At 70.2% G+C, this 16,412-nt stretch carries 18 protein-coding genes; 13 read left to right on the top strand and 5 right to left on the bottom strand.

Annotation, left to right across the window (positions count from 1 at the left end; translation table 11 throughout):
• Positions 1-303: 303 nt before the first annotated feature.
• Positions 304-957, bottom strand: coding sequence for a hypothetical protein (locus IFR14_RS02820; RefSeq protein ID WP_191940147.1), 654 nt, complete (start codon positions 955-957; stop codon positions 304-306).
• A gap of 207 nt (positions 958-1,164) precedes the next feature.
• Between IFR14_RS02820 and IFR14_RS02815 the strand changes: the two genes are divergently transcribed.
• Both IFR14_RS02815 and IFR14_RS02810 read left to right on the top strand, forming a co-directional pair.
• Positions 1,165-2,685: a glycosyltransferase family 39 protein gene (locus IFR14_RS02815; protein ID WP_191940146.1), complete on the top strand. Its 1,521-nt coding sequence runs from the start codon at positions 1,165-1,167 to the stop codon at positions 2,683-2,685.
• A 4-nt stretch (positions 2,686-2,689) separates the two neighbouring features.
• On the top strand, positions 2,690-3,187 hold the full coding sequence (locus IFR14_RS02810; RefSeq protein ID WP_137242673.1) for a GtrA family protein: 498 nt from the start codon (positions 2,690-2,692) through the stop codon (positions 3,185-3,187).
• Between the two features lie 10 nt (positions 3,188-3,197).
• Here the strand turns inward: IFR14_RS02810 and IFR14_RS21105 are convergent, their stop codons facing one another.
• Positions 3,198-3,689 (bottom strand): MarR family winged helix-turn-helix transcriptional regulator, encoded by a 492-nt coding sequence (locus IFR14_RS21105; protein ID WP_079704614.1) that lies wholly within the window; start codon positions 3,687-3,689, stop codon positions 3,198-3,200.
• Between the two features lie 122 nt (positions 3,690-3,811).
• Here IFR14_RS21105 and IFR14_RS02800 point away from each other — a divergent pair, with 122 nt between their 5' ends.
• From IFR14_RS02800 to IFR14_RS02750, 11 genes are all read left to right on the top strand, one after another.
• Entirely contained in the window at positions 3,812-5,035 is a 1,224-nt protein-coding gene (locus IFR14_RS02800) for a TerC family protein (RefSeq protein ID WP_079704613.1), read from the top strand.
• A 129-nt stretch (positions 5,036-5,164) separates the two neighbouring features.
• A complete protein-coding gene (locus IFR14_RS02795) occupies positions 5,165-5,755 on the top strand; it encodes a TerD family protein (RefSeq protein ID WP_079704612.1) in 591 nt (196 codons plus the stop codon).
• Between the two features lie 58 nt (positions 5,756-5,813).
• On the top strand, positions 5,814-6,392 hold the full coding sequence (locus IFR14_RS02790) for a TerD family protein (RefSeq protein ID WP_079704611.1): 579 nt from the start codon (positions 5,814-5,816) through the stop codon (positions 6,390-6,392).
• A gap of 52 nt (positions 6,393-6,444) precedes the next feature.
• On the top strand, positions 6,445-7,656 hold the full coding sequence (locus IFR14_RS02785; protein WP_079704610.1) for a toxic anion resistance protein: 1,212 nt from the start codon (positions 6,445-6,447) through the stop codon (positions 7,654-7,656).
• Positions 7,657-7,711: 55 nt separating this feature from the next.
• Positions 7,712-8,227 carry a hypothetical protein gene (locus IFR14_RS02780; RefSeq protein ID WP_079704609.1) on the top strand — a complete coding sequence of 172 codons (516 nt, stop codon included), beginning with the start codon at positions 7,712-7,714 and terminating at the stop codon, positions 8,225-8,227.
• A complete protein-coding gene (locus tag IFR14_RS02775; RefSeq protein WP_064295863.1) occupies positions 8,227-8,778 on the top strand; it encodes a TerD family protein in 552 nt (183 codons plus the stop codon). The genes IFR14_RS02780 and IFR14_RS02775 overlap by 1 nt, the downstream gene beginning before the upstream one ends.
• 3 nt (positions 8,779-8,781) lie before the next feature.
• Positions 8,782-9,639, top strand: a complete 858-nt coding sequence (locus IFR14_RS02770; protein WP_191940145.1) for a hypothetical protein — start codon at positions 8,782-8,784, stop codon at positions 9,637-9,639.
• A 2-nt stretch (positions 9,640-9,641) separates the two neighbouring features.
• A complete protein-coding gene (locus IFR14_RS02765) occupies positions 9,642-10,835 on the top strand; it encodes an HpcH/HpaI aldolase/citrate lyase family protein (protein WP_138945983.1) in 1,194 nt (397 codons plus the stop codon).
• Positions 10,832-12,226: a phosphoribosyltransferase domain-containing protein gene (locus tag IFR14_RS02760; protein WP_191940144.1), complete on the top strand. Its 1,395-nt coding sequence runs from the start codon at positions 10,832-10,834 to the stop codon at positions 12,224-12,226. The genes IFR14_RS02765 and IFR14_RS02760 overlap by 4 nt, the downstream gene beginning before the upstream one ends.
• The gene (locus IFR14_RS02755) at positions 12,223-13,377 is read left to right on the top strand and encodes a cysteine protease StiP domain-containing protein (RefSeq protein WP_191940143.1); all 1,155 of its coding nucleotides are present in this window, start codon (positions 12,223-12,225) and stop codon (positions 13,375-13,377) included. Before IFR14_RS02760 ends, IFR14_RS02755 begins: the two co-directional genes overlap by 4 nt.
• On the top strand, positions 13,374-14,186 hold the full coding sequence (locus IFR14_RS02750) for an HAD family hydrolase (RefSeq protein ID WP_191940142.1): 813 nt from the start codon (positions 13,374-13,376) through the stop codon (positions 14,184-14,186). Before IFR14_RS02755 ends, IFR14_RS02750 begins: the two co-directional genes overlap by 4 nt.
• A gap of 12 nt (positions 14,187-14,198) precedes the next feature.
• Here IFR14_RS02750 and IFR14_RS02745 read toward each other — a convergent pair whose 3' ends face one another.
• From IFR14_RS02745 to mobA, 3 genes are read right to left on the bottom strand one after another with little or no spacing between them, the layout of a single operon-like run.
• Positions 14,199-15,437: a molybdopterin molybdotransferase MoeA gene (locus IFR14_RS02745; protein ID WP_191940141.1), complete on the bottom strand. Its 1,239-nt coding sequence runs from the start codon at positions 15,435-15,437 to the stop codon at positions 14,199-14,201.
• Positions 15,434-15,706: a DUF6457 domain-containing protein gene (locus IFR14_RS02740; RefSeq protein WP_191940140.1), complete on the bottom strand. Its 273-nt coding sequence runs from the start codon at positions 15,704-15,706 to the stop codon at positions 15,434-15,436. The genes IFR14_RS02745 and IFR14_RS02740 overlap by 4 nt, the downstream gene beginning before the upstream one ends.
• The gene (gene mobA, locus IFR14_RS02735; RefSeq protein WP_191940139.1) at positions 15,703-16,380 is read right to left on the bottom strand and encodes a molybdenum cofactor guanylyltransferase; all 678 of its coding nucleotides are present in this window, start codon (positions 16,378-16,380) and stop codon (positions 15,703-15,705) included. Before mobA ends, IFR14_RS02740 begins: the two co-directional genes overlap by 4 nt.
• Positions 16,381-16,412: the final 32 nt, after the last annotated feature.

Below are 16,412 nucleotides of genomic sequence, written 5' to 3'. Positions count from 1 at the left end.
GAGAGGTTCACCCGGAACGCTCCGGTCCCTGAGCCTGTCGAAGGGCACTCCGGTTGCGCCACCTCAGTGACCGGGAGAGGTTCACCCGCGATGCTCCGGTCCCTGAGCCTGTCGAAGGGGAGTTCGGGCCGCATCACCTCGGTGACCGGGAGACGTGGGCCCGGAAGCGCTCCGGTCCCAGAGCCTGACGACGTGCCGGACGGCATCCTCGTGGGCACTTCGACAAGCTCAGTGACCGGGAGAGGAGCACCCGGACCGCCCCGGTCCCTGAGCCTGTCGAAGGGCACTCAGCCCGCAGTACAGCTAGTCCTTGATGAGCAGGATCGGGTCGCCGTCGAAGGAGTCGTAGGGGTTCGGGTCGGTGAAACCGCCTTCGTACATGAGGCCAGCCGGAGCCTTGCCACCGGCGGGAGCCGCCGCGACGTAGCACTGCGTGATCGGCGCGCCAGCATCGAACTCCTCGGTGAACGACTCGGATCCGCACTCGTCCCACCCGATGAGTGTGGCCTCCTGGACCTTCTCGCCATCGGCGTCGACGGGCGAGAAGGAGGTCGCGTCGCTGTTGAACGCCACCGGGTCGCCCGACACCTTGGTCATCTCGAGCCGGATGAGCGTGATGTCGTAGCCGTCGAGTTCTCCGCCGTCGAACTGCGTCTTGAGGAACGCGACCTGGTCGGCCGTCGCGGGGGTGACCTCGGTCAGCTTCGCGCTGATGAGCGCGGTGACGCCGTCGGTGCCCTGCGACTCGTAGACGATCGGCTCATCGATCCCGACCTGCGCTCCAGGCTCGGTGACCTCACCGTCCGCCGATCCGGTCGAGGTCGGCTTCGACGTCGCAGACGACGAAGCCTTCTCCGTCGGCTTCGCGTCGGGGGCCGACGGCGTGGAGCATCCGGCCAGCACGAGCATGGCTGCGACGGGGAGGGTGATCAGGGCGGTGACGCGGGAGAGCTGCATCGGGATTCCTTTCGGCGGCGGACTCCAGCAGTCTGTCCCGCGCGCCGTTGCCGCGCGATGGGGACAACTCCCCACCGGGGCGGCCGGGCTCCTGCCGTGGGGTCCCGGCAGGATCCCCCGCGGCCTCTCAGGAATCTCTCTGCTGGCGTTCATCCGAGCGGCGGACGATGAGACGACGCGCCAGGTTGTCGCGTCCGAGGGGAACCCATGACTGCGACGATCACCGTCCCGACCGCGCCCTCGCGCCGTCGGTGGGACGCCCTCCACACCCTCCTCGGCGGCCGCGTCGCACCCTGGGTCGTCGGCCTGTTCGCCACCCTCGTCTCGCTCATCGGCATCGGCACGCCGTCGTACTGGGGTGACGAGGCGGCGAGCGTCCTCGCCGCCGAACGCCCCCTCCCCGTCATGTTCGGGATGATCGGCCACATCGACGCCGTCCACGGCCTGTACTACGCGTTCCTGCACGTCTGGACCGGTGCCTTCGGCACCGCTGAGGCCGTCACGCGGTTCCCGAGCGCGATCGGCGTCGGCTTGGCCGCGGCCGGCACGGTCGTGCTCGCGCGGTCCATCTTCACCCCGGCGATCGGCATCACGGCGGGCCTCGTGTTCGCCGTCATCCCCCAGGTCACACGGATGGGCGCCGAGACGCGTTCCTATGCGCTGGGCATGGCCGCGGTCGTGTGGCTGACGGTCTGGTTCGTGTCGCTCGTGCGCCGCCGGTCCACGTCACGCCGCAGCTGGGCGTTCTTCGCCATCGCGAGCGCCGCCTCGATGTACCTGTTCCTGTACCTCGCGATGCTCCTTCTCGTGCACGCCACGTGGATGGTGCTCCAACGCCCCGGGCGGAGGGTGATGCGAGCGTGGGGCTGGTCCCTGGTCGGCGCACTGGTCCTCGGCGCTCCGATCGTGATCGCGGGCATCGCGCAGCGCGAGCAGATCGCGTTCCTCGGCAGGCGGGACTACGCGACGCCGGAATCGGTGCTCGTCGGCCAGTGGTTCCAGACGCCGGTGTTCGCCGTGCTCGCGTGGCTACTCATCGTGCTCGCTCCCATCGGGGTCCTCGTGGTGCGCCGATCGTCCCGGCAGCGTCGCGCCCTGGCGATGATCGCCGTCTGGGCGCTCGCACCGACCGCGCTGCTCATCATCGGCAACACCCTCGTGACGCCGATGTACAACCTGCGCTACGTCACCTTCTGCGTCCCGGCCGTCGCGATCATGATGGCGCTCGGACTCCGGACGATCGTCGACCTCCTGCCGAAGCGGGTGGACCGCGCGGTGGCGACCGCGGTCGGTGTCGCGCTCGTGCTGGCGCTCGCGATCCCGGTCCTCGCGGAACAGCGCGGCCCGTTCGCGAAGGACGACGGCAGCGACCTCCGGCAGACCGCGGAGATCGTCCAGGCCCATGCCTCGCCGGGCGACGCGGTCGTCTTCGACCAGTCGGTGAAGCCCTCGCGCAAGTCGCGGCTCGCGATCGACCTCTACCCGCAGGCCTTCGCCGGCCTCGACGACGTGGCGCTCGAGACGAGCTACCGCGACCGCCCCGAGCTCTGGGATCTCGCCGCGCCGCTGTCCGAGATCCACGACCGGCTCATCGGCCACGACACCGTCTGGGTCGTCGAGGGCTCGAGCACCTCTCCGAACGTGGCGGACCTCGAGGCGCTCGGCTACCACGTCGAGCAGCGGATCCCCGTCCACCGCAGCATCGTCTTCGAGCTGGTCAGGTCGTGACGCGATGGTGATCCGATCCATTCCCGATGCGCGCGCGCTGCTCCGGCGACCGATCGTCCGCGAGGTCGCCGCCTTCGGCCTCGTCGGCGGCGCCGGCTTCCTCGTCGACGTCGGGGTCTTCAACCTGCTCGCGTACACCGTGTTCCTCCACACCGGCACCTCCGGGCTGCTGGTGGCGAAGGGCATCTCCACGACGCTCGCCATCGTGGCAAACTGGGTGGGCAACCGGCTCCTCACCTTCCGCGCGCATCGGCGCTCGGACGTCGCCCGCGAAGCGCTCGAATTCGGTCTGGTGAGTCTCGCGGGCGGCGCGATCGCCCTGGCCTGCCTCTGGGTCTCCCACGACGCGATGCACCTGACGACGCCGCTGGCGGACAACGTGTCGGCGAACATCGTCGGGCTGGCCCTCGGTTCCGCGTTCCGCTTCGTGCTCTACCGCTTCTGGGTGTACGGGCCGCGGGCGGAGCGGACGGGACCGATCCCGGTGCGCATCGACCCGTGAGGCCGTAGAGTCAGCGACTCGCGTTGTGCTGCGAGACGGCGTCGCTGACCCAGGAGAACTCGTCGACGAACCGCGAGAGCAGCCGGGCGAGTTCCGCTCGATCGCGCTCGCTCCACTTGCCGACGAGGGTGTTGTAGACCTGCTGCGCCGCCTGCCGGTGTCGTTCGAGGGCGGTCCGTCCCTCGTCCGTCGCGCTCACGAGCACCGCGCGGCGATCACTCGGATCCGTCGCCCGGACGACGAGACCGCCCTCCTCGAGGCGACGCACCTCGGCCGTCGCGGTCGACTTGTCGACGTCCATCCAGCCCGCGACCGTGGACATGCGGATCGGCCCGGCGGTGATGACGTATTCGAGGAGCCACGCGTCCGTGGCGGTGAGGGCGGCACCCTCGGCGTCGTGCAGTGAACGCCGGTTGTCGGCCCTGGTGGACCACCGGAGCACCGTCGCGAGGGACGCCTGGATGACGGCTCCCGCCTCGGCGGGGTCGACGTCATCGCTCATAGCTGAATTCTTTCTGAATACGTGCGTTCGGGTGTTGGTTCGACCATACCAACTATATAGTGGGACGGCACCAACTAAACATCACCCGTCCCCCACCTCGAGCGCTGCGGAGAACACAGCCCATGGAAATCCCCGGATACGTCTGGCTGCTGACGATCGTCGGCATTCTGGCCCTCCTCGCCTTCGACTTCATCTTCCACGTGCGCAAGGCCCACGAGCCGACGCTGCCGGAAGCCGCGAAGTGGTCGGCCCTCTACGTCGGTATCGCCATCGTCTTCGGCCTCGGCGTCCTCTTCTTCGGCGGTGGCACACTCGGATCCGAGTACTTCGCCGGCTACATCACGGAGAAGGCCCTGTCGGTCGACAACCTCTTCGTCTTCCTCATCATCATGTCGAGCTTCCGCGTGCCGCGGGCCGACCAGCAGAAGGTGCTCCTCTTCGGCATCGTCTTCGCCCTCATCGCCCGCACCGGCTTCATCTTCCTCGGTGCCGCCGCGGTGAACGCCTGGTCCTGGCTGTTCTACATCTTCGGCGCGTTCCTCATCTTCACGGCGATCAAGCTCCTCCGCCCGGAGGAGGAGAGCGACGACGCGAACAACTTCGTCATCCGTCTCGCCAAGCGTCTCTTCAAGACGACCGACCGCTACGACGGCGACAAGCTCGTCACCATCGAGAACGGCAAGAAGGTCCTCACGCCGATGCTGCTCGTCATGGTCGCCATCGGCGGCACCGACCTGCTCTTCGCGCTCGACTCGATCCCCGCGATCTTCGGCCTCACGCAGAACCCGTACATCGTCTTCACCGCGACGGCGTTCTCGCTGCTCGGCCTCCGTCAGCTCTACTTCCTCATCGACGGCCTGCTCGACCGCCTCATCTTCCTGAGCTACGGCCTGGCGGCGATCCTCGGATTCATCGGTGTGAAGCTCGTCCTGCACGCGCTCCACGAGAACACCCTGCCGTTCCTCAACGGTGGCGAGCACATCCCGGTGTTCGAGATCAGCACTGGCCTGTCGCTCATCGTCATCATCGGCATCCTGACCGTCACGGTCCTCGCCTCGCTCCTCAGCCCGGCCGGTCGTGCACACACGATCATCAGCGACGCCCGCACCCAGGCGAAGAAGATCGTCGACCACGCCGACTCCCCGGAGGACATCCCGGACGGTCACCACGTGGACGAGGTCGAACTCGAGACAAGCTACACCCGCATGGTCGAGCGCCAGAAGTCGTTCGCGAACCTGAAGCCCAAGCACCAGGCGAAGGCGGCCGACGACGAGGAGCTCCAGCGGCTGCTCGCCCGGGCCCACGAGCTGCAGGCGAAGAGCTCCGACTCCCGCGGCCTGCTCTGAACGGGCCGGGAATCCGGGCGCTCGCCCGGCTGAACCGATAACGTGGACGTGCGCTCCCAGCTTCGGCCGGGGGCGCACGTCCCACACCTCACCACCAGCAACACGATGAAGCATCTAGGAGACGGAACCATGGGTCTGAGTCTGGAAAAGGGCCAGTCGCTCTCACTGACGAAGCAGGACGGCGGTTCGCTCACGCGGATCCGCCTCGGTCTCGGCTGGGACGGCGTCGCACCGGTGAAGCGCGGCTTCTTCGGCCGCTCGTCCGCACCCGACATCGACCTGGACGCCTCAGCGATCTTCTTCGACGCCACCGGCAAGGTGCTCGACACCATCTGGTTCCAGCAGCTCGCGAGCAAGGACGGCTCGGCCAGCCACACCGGCGACAACCTCACCGGTGCCGGCGACGGCGACGACGAGACGATCCTCGTCGACCTCTCGAGGGTCGCCCCGTCCGTCCAGCAGATCGTGTTCGTGATCAGCAGCTACAGCCGCCAGACCTTCGACACCGTGCAGAACGCCTTCAGCCGGATCATCGACGACTCGACCCCCGGCTCGCCCGAGGTCGCCCGCTACCAGCTCACCGACTCCGGTCCGCACACCGCGATGATCATGTCGAAGGTCTCGCGCGAGGGCAACGGCTGGACCTTCAAGGCGATCGGCGAGCGCGCCAACGGGCGTTCCGTCATGGACCTCCTCGGCCCGGCCGCCCAGGCCCTCTGAGCACCACCCGCAGCAGTCCCCCGCGCGCCAGCGCAGTTCCGAAGGAGAAGCGATCACCATGGCAGGACTCACCCTCGAAAAGGGCAACAACCTCTCGCTCACCAAGACCAGCCCCGGCCTGACGGTCGCGACGGTCGGTCTCGGGTGGGACCCGCGCACCACGAGCGGTGAGGCCTTCGACCTCGACGCCTCCGCGCTGCTCGTCGGCGCGAACGGCAAGGTGCGCTCCTCCGCCGACTTCATCTTCTACAACCAGCCCGCCTCGGCGGACGGCTCCGTCAAGCACCTCGGCGACAACCGCACCGGCGACGGCGAGGGCGACGACGAGCAGATCTCGGTCGACCTGAACGCGGTCGGGGCAGACGTCGAGCGCGTGATCATCGCCGTGTCGATCGACAAGGCCGACGAGCGTCGCCAGAACTTCGGCCAGGTCCGCGGAGCGTACTGCCGCATCGTCGACCAGGACGGCACCGAGATCGTCCGCTTCGACCTCAGCGAGGACGCCGCCCCCGAGACCGCCATGCTGTTCTCGGAGCTCTACCGCAACGGATCCGAGTGGAAGTTCAAGGCCGTCGGCCAGGGCTACACCACCGGTCTCGCCGGCATCGCCGGCGACTTCGGCGTCCCGCTCGGCTGAGCACCGACGCCTCCACCACGAGCAAGCCACACACGAGAGCAAGGTCGACCGTATGAGCACGCCACTCACTCCGCCAGACGCCAACGAACAGGCAGCAGCCTCCCTCGTGCTGCACGCTCCGGATGCACCGGACGTCGTGCAGGCCGAAGAGGCACCGGGCATGGTTCCGGTCCCGGCCGAGCGCCAGACGGAGATCCAGCAGCAGGCGCGCTCCTTCGTGACGGAGGTCGCGACGCTCGACCCGCGCTCGCCCGAGTTCACGCAGAAGATCGAGGGTATCTCCCAGATCGGCGGCAAGGAGATGGTGCAGTCGAGCGGGTACTCCTCCCGCATGCTCGACCGCTCGTCGACCTCGGTCGCCGGTGCGAAGCGTTCGGGTGACAGCGCGCAGATCAAGGTCGCGACCACGCTCGGCGACCTCCGCAGCACCGTCGAGGACCTCACGCCGAACCAGGCGGACCTCGGCGTCGGCCGCAAGATCCTCGGGTTCATCCCGGGCGGCAACAAGCTCGCCAAGTACTTCCAGAAGTACGAGTCCGCGCAGACCCAGCTCGACAAGATCATCAAGTCGCTCATGGCCGGCCAGGACGAGCTCCTCAAGGACAACGCCGCCCTCGCCGGCGAGAAGGTCCAGCTCTGGGAGACGATGCAGGCGCTCAGTGAGTACGCCGTCTTCGCGAAGGCGCTCGACGCCGCCTGCGTCGCCAAGATCGACGAAGCCCGCTCCTCCGGACGCATCGAGGAAGCCCAGAAGCTCGAGGCCGACGTCCTCTTCCCCGTCCGCCAGCGCCACCAGGACATCCTCACGCAGCTCGCCGTCTCGGTGCAGGGCTACCTCGCGATGGACCTCATCCGCAAGAACAACCTCGAGCTCATCAAGGGTGTCGACCGCGCTCGCACCACGACGATCGCCGCCCTGCGGACCGCCGTCGTCGTCGCGCAGGCCCTCGCGAACCAGAAGATGGTCCTCGACCAGATCGACGCGATCAACACCACGACGAACAACATGATCCTGCAGACGAGCGAGATGCTGAAGGACCAGACCACGCGCATCCACCAGCAGGCCTCCACCGCAGGTGTCAGCGTCGAGACCCTGCAGCGCGCGTTCGACAACGTCTTCCAGACCATGGACGCGATCGACACCTTCCGTGCCGAAGCCGCCAAGAACATGGAGGGCACCGTCAACGCGCTCGAGTCTGGTCTCGAGAAGGCGAAGCCGTACCTCGAGCGCAGCCGTCAGGCCGAGCAGCGCGAACTGCGGTAGCCTCACGCTCGGGTGATCGGGCGCACGGGTCGCTGAGGACGAAGGGGGACGAGGGATGGCATTCGGACGACTGCTGAACGCACTGCGGACCGGCGGGGCCGAGCCGCTCGGCGTCGTCGACGCCACGCCGGCGCCCGTCGGTGAGACCGAGGACGAGCAGACGGCCCGGCACCTCGATGAACTCCGCGACTCGGTGCGCTCCGTGGGGCGCGACCTCCCCACGCTGCTCACCTCGCAGCTCCGACAGATCGACGACCAGTTGCGCCTCGTCGTCGCGACGATCGCCGACCAGGGTGCGTCGACCGAGCAGCGCGTGCTCCTCGCCGCGATGGTGACGGACTACCTCCCCAGCCCGCTGCGCTCCTTCCTCGCGCTGCCTGCCGCGGACCGCACCGACGACTCCCGCAGCACGATCGTCTTCGCCCGTCAGCTGGAGCTCATCGAGGAGACCATCCGCGACCTCCTCAACCAGATCCGCATCGGCGCGATCGCCGAACTCTCGACGCACGGTCGCTTCCTCTCCGACAAGTTCCAGGAGCCCGACGCCGGTCTCGTGCTGGGGGCGCACTGATGGCGTCGCTGATCGCGGGCGCGAACGCCGCGCTCACCGCCGAGAACCCCGGTCTCGACGCCGTGCTCATCGGGTTCGGCTGGGACGTCATCGCGAGCCGCGGGCCGCAGAGCGAACCCGTGCCGCTGGCGATCATGTGCGGCGACGACGGCAAGGCGCTGTCCGACGACCACCTCGTGTTCTTCAACCAGGTCGAGAGCCAGGACGGCGCTGTCACCTTCTCGTCCGAGGCCGACGACGAGGAGATCGACGTCGAGCTGTCGCGCGTGCCGGACGCCGTGTCGAAGATCGCCTTCCTGCTCTACATCGACCCCGACGTCCGCGGTCCCGGCGACTTCTCGCCTGTGCGCTCGGCGTTCGTCCGCGTCGCCACACCCGATGGTCGGGAGCTCGTGCGCTTCGACGTGCCGATCGCCGAGGTCCGCAGCAGCCAGGCGCTGCTCCTGGCCGAGCTGTACCGGCACCGCTCGGACTGGAAGTTCCGCGCCCTCGGGCAGGGGTACGCCGGCGGGCTCGCCGGCGTGGCGCGCGACTTCAGAATCGACCTCTGAGCCGTGCCGCTCAACACCTCCCCGGTGCGACGGGACATCGACTACCTCCGTCGTCGGGTGAAGCCGAGGCCTGCGCCGGTTGCGCAGGTCGAGCCCGTCGCGAGCACCCCTGCGGTACCTGCTCCGGCAGCGCCCGCCGCGTCCGCAGCGCCGTCGACGGGACTCACGCTCGGCGGGCCGTCGACGCCCGCCGCCGCACCCCCTGCCCCGGCGGCATCGGCAGCGCCGTCGGCAGCGTCGGCACCGTCGGCACCGTCGACGGGGCTCTCGCTTGGCGGGCCCTCGACGCCCGCCGTGGTGACCCCCTCGGTGAACGCGGCGTCGCCGCCCCCGTCGACGCCCAGCACCCCACAGCCCTTCCCTGCCCCGACGGCCGAGGAGGTCCGCGTCCTCGACGACGAGACCCCGCTGGTCCGGCTCGACCCGCGTCAGTCCGCGATCGGCAGCCTCATCGTCGGCGGAGCGACGGCGATCGTGTGGGAGACCGTCGAACTCGTGACGGGAGTCGCGACCGCCGACGGTATCGACGGCACACCGGTGACGACGCCCGGCAACCGGCCGCTGCTCGGCTTCGACGGCGGCGACGCGATCCTCGCGCTCCGGCACGTGCACCTCATCCGGCGGGCGTTGTTCGTCGGCACAGCCGGCCACCCACTGACGGTGCAGCTCTTCGACGGCGAGAGCTTCGCCGCGGCTGACGACACCGGCGCACCGCCGGTCGTCTCGCTGTTGCGCATCGGGTCGAGACTCGAACTCCGCCTCGAACCCCTTCCCGCCGAGATCCCCCTCGAGACGCTCCTGCAGCAGTTCGGCTTCGAGCCGACGCCGTACGTCGTCGCCCGCGAACCCCGGAGACGATGACCATGCGCCACTTCAGTTACGTCGACGACAAGCGCGCGTCGCGGCTGTTCCACAAGCTCCCGAGCCCCATCAGCATCGACTCCCCACCGGAACACGTGGCGGCGGCACTCGGCGCCACGCTCTACAGTCCCGGCACGCGCCCGACGCTCGCGAAGGACGTCGTGAAGCAGGCGAAGCACGGCTGCCTGAGCATGGTGCTGTGCCTCGAGGACTCGGTCCCCGACGACGCGGTCGAGTTCGCCGAGACGAACGTCGCGGAGGCGATGCAGCAGCTCGCCGCCAAGAGCTCGGGGTCCAAGCGCCCCGTGCTGCCGCTGCTGTTCATCCGCGTCCGCACGCCCGAGCAGCTCGAGCGGGTCGCCGGGCTCCTCGGTCCGGGACTCGACCTCTTGAGCGGCTTCGTCATCCCCAAGTACGAGAACAGCGACGGGGTGGCGGACCGCTTCTTCGAGGCGCTCGGTCGCGTGCAGCGCGACTACGGGCAGGACGGGTCGAACGGCGCGCGTCGCCTCCGGGTCATGCCGATCCTCGAGTCGCCGCGGATGATCCACCGCGAGACCCGCGACGACACCCTCTCCGGGATCGTCGACGTCACCAAGGCCCACCGCGAGGACGTCCTGGCGGTCCGGATCGGCGCCACCGACCTCTCGAGCGCCTTCTCGCTCCGGCGCTCGCGCGACCTCACCGTGTACGACGTGAAACTCGTCTCCTCGGTCATCGCCGACGTCGTCAACGTCTTCGGTCGGCCGGGCGACGACTTCGTCATCACCGGCACGGTCTGGGAGCACTTCCACAACGCGGAGCGGCTCATGCGCCCGCAGCTGCGCATGACGCCGTTCCAGGACGCGAACGAGGCGCAGCTGCGTCAGAAGCTCCTCCTCAAGGGACTCGACGGCCTCATCCGCGAGATCGCGCTCGACCAGGCGAACGGGTTGCTCGGCAAGACGGTCATCCACCCGAGCCACGTGCCGGTCGTCCACGCGATGTCGGTCGTGAGCCACGAGGAGTACGTCGACGCCCTCTCGGTCGTCGGCGACGTGGGTGGCGGCGCCAACGCCTCCCCCTACCGGAACAAGATGAACGAGATGAAGCCGCACCAGGCGTGGGCGCGCAAGACCCTGCTCCGCGCGGATGCCTTCGGGGTGGCAGCGGAGGAGACGACCTTCGTCGACCTCCTCGAGACGAGCATGCGGTGACCGTATGGACGGGCCGCTTCGTCAGTGACGCCGTCGGCATCGGCCTGCGCTCGGACGCGTCCCGAAGCCTGATCCCGGTGGAGGACCTCGTCGGTCTCGCGCTCCGCGACAACCCCAAACGCGCGCAGCTGCTCGTGTCGACGGTCCTCGCCAAACACGTGCCGACCGTGCCCGGTCTGGCACTCGCCGCCGGCGAACTGCTCGGGCTGCTGGTGCGGAGCGCGCTCGACGGCAGCGATCCGGAGACGACTCCGTTCGACACCGTGGCGCAGCTCCTGGCCCGTCGGGAACGGCCGGACGCTGACGGTCTCGCCGCCCTCACCGCCGTCCGCGAGCACCTCGCCCAGCTCCGCGATGCGGCCCCAGTGGCCGGGCCGGAGCTCGTCACCGTCGGCTACGCGGAGACGGCGACCGGGCTCGGCCACATCGTCGCCGACGCGCTCGGCTCGCCGTACCTCCACTCCACGAGACACGAGGCGGACGTGCCCTTCACGCCGTTCGAGGAGGAGCACTCGCACGCGAGCGACCACCGCCTGTACCCGAGCGACCCCGCGTGGGCCACGGTCGGTGGCACCACGGTGCTCGTCGACGACGAGTTGAGCACCGGACGCACCGTGCGCAACACGATCACCGCGCTGCACGCCACCACGCCGCAGGCGCACTGGGTGGTCGCCGGCCTCATCGACCTCCGTTCGGATGCGGACCGGCAGCGCTTCGACGACCTCGCCGACAGCCTCGGCACCCGGATCACCGTCGTGGCGCTCGGCGTGGGTGCCGTCGACCTTCCGGAGGACGTCCTCGCCCGAGCGCGAGCGGTCATCGACGCTGCACCACCCACGTCGGCCGCTGAATCGACCACAGCCGGCGACGTCGTCGTCGTGGACGCCTCCGACCTGCCGCCCGTGCGGAGCGCGCGCTTCGGTGCGCCAGGACGCCTGGACGACGCGGTGACCGCCGCGATCGCCGACCGGGTCCTTCCGGAGCTGGCGGACGGCGAGGTCGTGGTGCTCGGCTCCGAGGAGTTCATCGCAGTACCGCTGGCCGTCGCCGCCCACCTCGACCGCACCCGCGGAGCGACACGCTTCTCCACCACCACGCGGTCCCCCATCGCCGTCATCGACCGTGACGACTACGCCATCGCGAGCGCGGTGTCCTTCACCAGCCACGACCGTACGATCGACGGCTTCGGACCCCGCTTCGCCTACAACCTCTCGCGCGGCGGCTCGCGGTTCGCGGCGGTGGTCCTGTTCCCGGAGCCTGGCGCCGACCGCGAGCTCCTGCTCCGGCCCGACGGCGTCGTCGAGGCGCTGCGGACCGTCACCGACCACGTCATCGTCGTCCTCATCACCGAATCCGTCCCGACCCCAGCCGAATGGAACCCCGCACCGTGACCATCGACGCCGCCGCCCTGCCCGAGCCGCTCACCGGACCGGACTTCGGGTCCTACGACGCCTCGGAGGTGCGCTGGCTGCTCACCGACCTCGGCGACACCCGCCTCGAGGCCGACGCCTCCGAACGCGAGGCCGCGATCCAGAGCGGTCGCGCGCACTACGCCGAGTCGCTGCCCATCGAGTACCTGCCCTCCCCCGAGTACGAGGAGCTCTACCGGGACGCCCTCGCGCGGTCGAGCCGACGTCTCGCGGTGGCCGTCGGCGTCGTCACCGACCTCGTCCTGGCGTCCCGCGAGAACCGGCCGGTGCTGGTCTCCCTCGCCCGCGCCGGAACGCCCATCGGGATCCTCATGCGTCGCTGGGCGAAGGAGGTCCGCGGGATCGACGTGCCGCACTACACGATGAGCATCGTGCGCGGTGTCGGCGTCGACGGGACCGCGCTGCGCTACCTCGCGGCGCACCACGACCCGGAGCAGATCGCGTTCGTCGACGGCTGGACCGGCAAGGGCGCCATCGCCCGCGAACTGACGGCGGCGCTGGAGCTCTTCGCCGAAACCGACGGCATCCACTTCTCCGACGAACTGGCGGTCCTCGCCGACCCCGGACACTGCGTGCCCGTCTACGGCACCCGCGACGACTACCTCATCCCCTCGGCGTGCCTGAACTCCACCGTCTCCGGCCTCGTGTCCCGCACGGTGTACAACCGCGAGCTGCTCTCCGACGACCAGTTCCACGGTGCCAAGTTCTACCGCGAGCTGAGCAGTCACGACGTCTCCGGCGCCTTCCTCGACGCGGTCTCCAGCCGCTTCGCCGAGGTGGTCGACGACGTCGCAGCGGGCGTGGAGGAGGCCTCCACGGCCGATCGCGAACCGAGCTGGATCGGCTGGGAGGCCGTCGAGCGGATCCGGGAACAGTACGACATCCCGACCGTGAACCTCGTGAAGCCGGGTGTCGGCGAGACCACTCGCGTCCTGCTCCGCCGGGTGCCGTGGAAGGTGCTCGTGTCGCCGGACGCCCTCGACGACGTCGCGCACGTGCTCCTGCTCGCCGAGCAGCGCGGTGTGCCGGTCGAGGTCGTGCCTGGGTTGCCCTACAGCTGTGTCGGGCTCATCAACCCGTTGAGCGACGCCGCGGCGGGAGACGCCCAGTGAGCGCCCTCGTCGCCTGCGACCTCGACCGCACCCTCATCTACTCGCCGAAGGCGTTCTGGCTCGAGACACCGGACCCCGAAGCGCCGTCGATCGTCGTCTCGGAGCTCTGGAACGGCGTGCCGATCTCGTTCATGACGCGCGAGTCGGAGCGACTGCTGATCGAGCTGCGCTCGCGGGCCGTGTTCATGCCGGTCACGACGCGGACGGTGGCGCAGTATCAGCGGGTGCAGCTGCCGGGCGGCGCGCCCGCGTATGCGATCACGAGCAACGGCGGCGAGATCCTCGTCGACGGCGTCCCGGACGCTGACTGGCGCGACCGGGTGCGAGCGCACCTCACCGACCACACCGCTCCGCTGGACGAGGCGCTCGCGCGCTTCGAGGAGCTGGCGTCGCCCACCTGGATCCTCAAGACGAACGTCGCGGATGCGCTGTTCTTCTACTCGATCGTCGAGCGCGACGCGATCCCGGCGGGCTGGCTCGAACAGGTCGAGCAGGAGTGCGAACGGCTCGGATGGACGGTGTCCCTGCAGGGACGCAAGCTCTACTGCGTACCCCGGACGCTCACGAAGCACGATGCGGTCAGTGAGGTCGCCCGCCGCCTCGGCGGACCACTCGTCCTCGCGGCCGGTGACTCGCTCCTCGACCAGTCGATGCTGGAGACCGCCGACCTCGCGTTCCGGCCGGCGCACGGCGAGCTCGACGACGAGGGCTTCACGATCGACACGTTGACGGTCACCGAGCGGCGCGGCATCCTCGCCGGCGAGGAACTGCTGCAGCTGATGACGGCGGCAGCCGTCCGGGGCCGCTGACCCGAGGCCCGATCACCAGGGCAGGTCGAGACTCGGTACCAGGCCGCCCGCGGCCGCGCCGGAGCCCGGGCACACGAGCACGCCGTCGGCGTCGGCGAGCCCGCGGAGCATGGCTGCCCCGTGCCACGGCGTCGGCTCCGCATGCGGCGTCGCCGAATCGGGATCGTGCACCGAGCGGTACGGGCGCAGCACCGTCCCTGAACGGACCCCGTCGACGGGCGTCGCGAGCACCGCCGGTCGCAGGGCCGGGAGCTCGAGTCCCTGGAAGCCCGCGAGCACCGGGTGCACGAGCGTGAGGACACTGAGCAGTGCGGCGAGCGGGTTGCCGGGCAGCCCGACGAACAGACGACCGTCCGGCAGCCGGGCGAGCAGCGCCGGGCCACCCGGGCGGACGTCGACGCCGTCCACGAGAAAGTCCGCGCCGGCGTCGCGGAGCAACGCTCGGACGTGATCGGCTCGGGAGTCGCCGGTACCACCCGTGGTCACGACGAGATCCCGCTGGTGGCGGGCCGGGACGCCGACCGCGCTCGTCAGCCCGAGGGCGTCGGCCGTGGTGGACGCGTCATCGCCGACACGGACGCTGGACGTGACGACGCCACCGAGCGAGGCGATCACTCCCGGGAGCGATGGACCGAAGCTGTCGCGCACGAACCCGGGCGCGGGCACGCCGCTCGTGACGACCTCGTCACCCGTGAGGACCAGGCGGACCCGCGGCAGCGGCATGACGGACACGCGGTCGAAGCCGGCACCGGCGGCGACCGCGAGGTGCACGGGACCGAGACGCGTGCCGGCGTCGAGGACGGTCGACCCCGCGGGTGACTCGGTTCCGGCGGGCCGGATGTGCCGCCCCGGGTGCGGCTCCTCGCTCGGTGCGGACGGCGCGAGGTGGAGGCGAGCTGATCCCGCGCTCTGCTCGACCACGCCGTGCTCGAGCTGGAGCACGGCCTCGGCGCCCGCCGGGATCAGTCCACCGGTCAGGACGTCGACCGCGACACCGTCGCCGAGTCCGACCGATCGTGCGTGCTCGGCGTCTCCACCGGTCAGCAAGGTCCACGGGCCGACCCCGGCCACCGCCCAGCCGTCCATCGCCGAGGAGGCGTAGTGCGGGATCGCGATGGGCGAGACGAGCGGCGCCGCGACGACATGTCCGAGAGCCTCGGAGAGCGCCAGGGTGTCGACGACGTCGGACCGCTGCGCGGCACCCGCCGCATGCGCGATGCTGCGGGCGTCCGACCAGGAGGACCTCGTCATGCGGTCGAGTCCGAGGCGACCAGCCGTTCGACGGCCTCGGTCGCGGCCTCGGCGGCGGCGACCGGATCCGTCCCGCTCGCGAGCGCCTTCCCGACGGCGATGCCGACGAGGTAGGTGGTGAGCGGGGCGGCCGGACGCCGCACGGCGTGCGCGGCCGTGCCCGCGAGTCCGAGGACGGCGTCGATGTCGACCGCGATGTCGCCGAGCTCCAGCTCGGCGGACACCCGGTCGGTCCAGTCGGCGAGGACGGCATGCAGGTCATCGGTCATGGGAGACGCTCCTCAGGGTCGGCGGTCGGCGTGGTGGACGCGGTCGGCGCCGGCGAATCGACGGCGGTGACGACCCCGAGTTCGGCGGCGTCGGCCCAGGTGTCGACGTCGGCCGAGCCGCCGTCGGGAATGGGCACCTGGCGGAGGACGAGTCCGGCGAGCAGCTGGCGGACGGAGACACCCGCGAGGTCACCGCTCGGCTGCGACGCCCGGAGTGCGGCGACCCGGCGTTCCAGGGCCTCCCGGTGGTAGACGGCGAGCAGCGGCTGCTCACGACCGGAGTCGTCCACCGCGACCCAGCCGTCGGTGTCGGTCCCGGTCGCGGCTGTGGCGGCGTCGAGCACCGCGGCGAGCGCCGATGCGGCATCCGGCATGTCGCAGGCGAGGACGGCGACCTGCGCGGGACCCTCGGCCGCGACGTCATCACGCAGGGCGTCCAAGCCTGCGGCGATGGCCGCGGCAGGGCCACCGAAGACGGGGCGCTCGCGGACGAAGCGGACTGGATCAGTCGTCTCGACCTCGGGGCCGACCACGACGACACGGCCGCCGGCCGCCCGCGCAGCATCGATCGCGAGCTGGAGGAGCGTCCGGCCGTCGCGGAACAACGACGCCTTCGCGACGCCGCCGAGACGGGAGGACCGCCCTCCCGCGAGGATGATCGCGTCGACGGACATGGCACCAGCCTAGGCCGCGATCCAGCCCCCGA

The sequence above is a fragment of the Plantibacter sp. CFBP 8775 genome (assembly GCF_014839505.1).
Classification (GTDB): domain Bacteria; phylum Actinomycetota; class Actinomycetes; order Actinomycetales; family Microbacteriaceae; genus Plantibacter; species Plantibacter auratus.
This window is presented reverse-complemented; position numbering and strand designations above follow the sequence as displayed.

Excerpts from the sequence above, each read along its gene's own strand:
- IFR14_RS02820 (WP_191940147.1), bottom strand. The coding sequence starts at position 957 with ATGCAGCTCTCCCGCGTCACCGCCCTGATCACCCTCCCCGTCGCAGCC.
- IFR14_RS02815 (WP_191940146.1), top strand. The coding sequence starts at position 1,165 with ATGACTGCGACGATCACCGTCCCGACCGCGCCCTCGCGCCGTCGGTGG.
- IFR14_RS02810 (WP_137242673.1), top strand. The coding sequence starts at position 2,690 with ATGGTGATCCGATCCATTCCCGATGCGCGCGCGCTGCTCCGGCGACCG.
- IFR14_RS21105 (WP_079704614.1), bottom strand. The coding sequence starts at position 3,689 with ATGAGCGATGACGTCGACCCCGCCGAGGCGGGAGCCGTCATCCAGGCG.
- IFR14_RS02800 (WP_079704613.1), top strand. The coding sequence starts at position 3,812 with ATGGAAATCCCCGGATACGTCTGGCTGCTGACGATCGTCGGCATTCTG.
- IFR14_RS02795 (WP_079704612.1), top strand. The coding sequence starts at position 5,165 with ATGGGTCTGAGTCTGGAAAAGGGCCAGTCGCTCTCACTGACGAAGCAG.
- IFR14_RS02790 (WP_079704611.1), top strand. The coding sequence starts at position 5,814 with ATGGCAGGACTCACCCTCGAAAAGGGCAACAACCTCTCGCTCACCAAG.
- IFR14_RS02785 (WP_079704610.1), top strand. The coding sequence starts at position 6,445 with ATGAGCACGCCACTCACTCCGCCAGACGCCAACGAACAGGCAGCAGCC.
- IFR14_RS02780 (WP_079704609.1), top strand. The coding sequence starts at position 7,712 with ATGGCATTCGGACGACTGCTGAACGCACTGCGGACCGGCGGGGCCGAG.
- IFR14_RS02775 (WP_064295863.1), top strand. The coding sequence starts at position 8,227 with ATGGCGTCGCTGATCGCGGGCGCGAACGCCGCGCTCACCGCCGAGAAC.
- IFR14_RS02765 (WP_138945983.1), top strand. The coding sequence starts at position 9,642 with ATGCGCCACTTCAGTTACGTCGACGACAAGCGCGCGTCGCGGCTGTTC.
- IFR14_RS02745 (WP_191940141.1), bottom strand. The coding sequence starts at position 15,437 with ATGACGAGGTCCTCCTGGTCGGACGCCCGCAGCATCGCGCATGCGGCG.
- IFR14_RS02740 (WP_191940140.1), bottom strand. The coding sequence starts at position 15,706 with ATGACCGATGACCTGCATGCCGTCCTCGCCGACTGGACCGACCGGGTG.
- mobA (WP_191940139.1), bottom strand. The coding sequence starts at position 16,380 with ATGTCCGTCGACGCGATCATCCTCGCGGGAGGGCGGTCCTCCCGTCTC.